Origin of the sequence: Tepidimonas sp., assembly GCF_036824975.1 — a bacterium.
GTDB lineage: Bacteria > Pseudomonadota > Gammaproteobacteria > Burkholderiales > Burkholderiaceae_C > Tepidimonas.
Window position 1 is genome coordinate 1 of sequence record NZ_DAISZC010000105.1, and the last position, 3528, is coordinate 3528.

General features: G+C 64.5%; 2 protein-coding genes. Both read right to left on the bottom strand.

All coding sequences use genetic code 11. From position 1 onward, the window contains the following. Nucleotides 1-380 precede the first annotated feature (380 nt). Nucleotides 381-1133, bottom strand: a complete 753-nt coding sequence (locus V7Z54_RS09575; protein WP_334136153.1) for a 5'-methylthioadenosine/adenosylhomocysteine nucleosidase — start codon at nucleotides 1131-1133, stop codon at nucleotides 381-383. Nucleotides 1134-1157: 24 nt separating this feature from the next. Then, nucleotides 1158-2846 (bottom strand): long-chain-fatty-acid--CoA ligase, encoded by a 1689-nt coding sequence (locus V7Z54_RS09580; RefSeq protein ID WP_334136154.1) that lies wholly within the window; start codon nucleotides 2844-2846, stop codon nucleotides 1158-1160. Nucleotides 2847-3528 lie beyond the last annotated feature (682 nt).

A 3528-nucleotide genomic window follows, 5' to 3' on the forward strand; every position in this document is an offset into this window, starting at 1 on the left:
GTGGTACTTCCGCCGCCGCGGCTGGCTGAAGTGATGCGAGCGCCGTGCGTGGCTGTTAGGGAAGATCTGCACGACCGTTGCGAGCGGGCGCAGCGCAAGGCGCACGCAGCGCAGCGACCGAGACATCACAATGAGTTAGGCGAGCGAGCGAGCACCGCGCAACGCAGCGATGCGCTCGCGCAGCAGGTTGTGCAGACCTTCCTTAGTTGTGCGTCCTGGCGCTGCGGGCGCCAACGGCGCGCACCGCCGCCTGGCGGCCCAGGGCGGCTGCTGGCAACAGACGGTAGTGTGCTGCCCGCCTTGGCCGCTGTTATCCGGCGAGCATGCGCCACTGCACCGGCGGTGCTTGCCCGGCGCACTCAGCCGTCTGCTGAGCCGACTTACAGCAAATTAAGCGCCTTGCGCACGATGCGCGCGCTGTAGTGGCGCGCCACGTCACGTATAAAGGCCTGAAAATCCACGTGCGCCTCGTCGTCGGCGCGGTCCGAGATGGTGCGCACGGCGGCAAACGGCGTGCCGAAATCCCAGCACACCTGCGCCACCGCCGCGCTTTCCATGTCCACCGCCAGCGCTTCGGGTAAGGCTTCGCGCAGGACCTGCGACTCGGCGGCGCTGGTGATGAAACGATCGCCGCTGATGATCAGCCCCTTGTGCACGGTGGGGCGGTGCAAGCCCAACACACGCAGCGTCTCCTCACTCACCAGCTTGGGCAACCAGGTGACGGCGTCGCGCGCCGCCTCTTCCAGCACCTGCACCAGCACCAAGTCGGCGTCGAAGTGCTGTTTGCCCGTGCCAGGCACCTCCCAGGGCGGAAACAGCGGCGCGGCACTCAAGTCGTGCTGCAAGTAGCGCATGCCCACCACCACGTCACCCACTTCGGCGCCAAAGGCCAGCCCCCCCGCCACCCCGGTGAACAGGATGTGCTGCGGGTGGAAACGCTCACACAGAAGGGTGGCGGTGGTGGCCGCCGCCACCTTGCCGATGCCACACAGCACCGCCACCACCTCGTGGCCTTGCAGGTGGCCTTGCCAAAAGTCGCGCCCCGCCACCGTCACCTTGTGCTCGTCCGGCATCAGCTGCAGGATCTCCGACAGCTCCTCGTGCACGGCACTGACGACGGCGATACGCGACATGGGGCAGCCTCCGAAAGAGTGGCGTTACTTCGTACCCCGCAATTCTCGCCGCAAAATCTTGCCCACGGGCGTCTTCGGCAACTCGGTGCGGAACTCGATCACCTTGGGCCGCTTGTAGCCGGTCAGCCGCGACTCGCAAAACTCGCGGATATGCGCCTCGGTCAGCGCCGGATCTTTCTTCACCACCACCAGCTTGACCGCTTCGCCCGAGTGCTCGTCGGGAATACCCACCGCCGCGCACTCCAGCACGCCTTCGCACTGCGCCACCACGTCCTCCACCTCGTTGGGGTAGACGTTGAAACCGGACACCAGGATCATGTCCTTCTTGCGGTCCACGATTTTGAAGTAGCCGCGCTCGTCCATCACGCCGATGTCACCGGTGAGGAACCACCCGTCGGCCGTCATGACCTTGGCGGTCTCATCCGGACGCTGCCAGTAGCCGGCCATTACCTGCGGGCCACGGATGGCGATTTCGCCCGGCGTGCCGAGCGGCACCTCGTTGCCCTCGTCGTCCACACACTTGAGCTCGGTGCTGGGAATGGGCATGCCGATCGTGCCCGAAAACTCTTTGGAGGTGACCGGGTTGCAGCAGGCCGAGGGGCTGGTTTCGGACAGGCCATAACCCTCGCAGATCGGGCAGCCGGTGCGCTCCAGCCACTTTTTGGCCACCGCCGCCTGCACCGCCATGCCGCCACCCAGCGACACCCGCAGATTGCGCCAGTTGACGGTATCGAACTGCGGGTGGTTAACCAGCGCGTTGAACAGCGTGTTGACCGCCGGGAAACTGTGGAAGGTGTGCTTGGACAGCTCTTTGAGCACAGCCGGGATGTCGCGCGGGTTGGGGATCAGAATCGTCTTGCCCCCGGTGCGCATGCTCAACATCATGTTCACCGTAAAGGCGAAGATGTGATACAGCGGCAACGCGCACACGGCGGTGGGCTGCTCGTGCGGCGGGATGGTCTTGCGCACTGGCGACTCCCACGCCTCGGACTGCAGCACGTTGGCCACCAGGTTGCGGTGCAGCAGCACCGCCCCTTTGCTCACCCCAGTCGTGCCGCCGGTGTACTGCAGCACCGCTACGTCGTCCGGCCCCACGTCGGCGGCACGGAACGTGGCGCGGCCACCGCGCGCCAGAGCGCTATTGAAACGCACCGCCCCCGGCAACTCGAATGGCGGCACCAGCTTCTTGACGTAGCGCACCACCAGGTTGACGATCTGTCCCTTGGCACCAAGCAGATCGCCCATCGCACACAGCACGATGTGCCTGACCGGCGTGGCCTCTAGGCACTGCTGCAGCGTATGAGCAAAATTTTCGATGATGAAGATGGCCTTGGCCCCGCTGTCTTTGAGCTGGTGCTCCAGCTCGCGCGCGGTGTACAGCGGATTGACGTTGACCAGCACATAGCCCGCGCGCAAGATGGCCGCCACCGCGATGGGATACTGCGGCACGTTGGGCATCATCACCGCCACGCGGTCGCCACGCTGCAGACCCAGGCTTTGCAGGTACGCTGCCAGCGCGCGCGAGGCCTCGTCGACTTCACGGTACGTCCACTCCTTACCCAAAAAACTATATGCGGGCCGGTCGGCGTACTGGGCGAAGCTCTCCTCCATCAGAGCCACCAGCGAACGGTAGCGGCTGGGGTCGATTTCGGCAGGTACACCTTCCGGGTAGTGCTTCAGCCACGGCTTGTCTGCAGCGCTTACGGTGCTCATGCCGTCTCCTGTAAGAGGGGAGCGCGTCAGTTGTGCCAGCGCACCCGACACGCACCTAACACTGAACGGAAGTCATCGCTGCATTATTCCCGAAACACCCCCGTCTGGGGCACTCAATCAGGGTTCTTCTGAACGGTCGCTCGATTCAATTCGGCAGCGCGCCGACATGCAACCGCTCTACTGACCTACCCCCGTTTTCCGTACCACAGGTTTTGAACATCTGCGCGGGGTGGATGAACTTTACGCTGGGGTTTTGTGGGGCACGCGGGCGCGCGCCAGTCCCAAGGCTTATTTCAGCGGTGAACTTTACGCTCGGGTTTTGTGGGGCACGCGGGCTGCGTCGTCCGTTTGCTGACGATGTAGCGACGCGAAGCGTGCCGGCGGGATGCAACCGCAGTTGCTGTGAGGCCGCATCTCGTTGAAGTCGACTCGCCAGCGCGCGTTCTCACGCCGCCCCTGCGCCTAGGTCTCCAGAACCCGTGCTCATTGAGGCGCTCGGCGCGCAACCTTGCCGTTGAAGCTGTCGATGCAGAGGCATTCTGCGTTGGCTCGCCCGGCTGGTTCAGGATGTGCCTGTGGCGCCTCTGGCCGAGGTCCAAGCTAGGAACGCGCGGCTGGTGGAGATTGTGTGCAACCTCTTATCTGTAAATTTCCGGGTCGGTGGTCATGACGTCCGGGTTAC

Coding starts and splice junctions, on each gene's coding strand:
- V7Z54_RS09575 (WP_334136153.1), bottom strand. CDS start 1,133: ATGTCGCGTATCGCCGTCGTCAGTGCCGTGCACGAGGAGCTGTCGGAG.
- V7Z54_RS09580 (WP_334136154.1), bottom strand. CDS start 2,846: ATGAGCACCGTAAGCGCTGCAGACAAGCCGTGGCTGAAGCACTACCCG.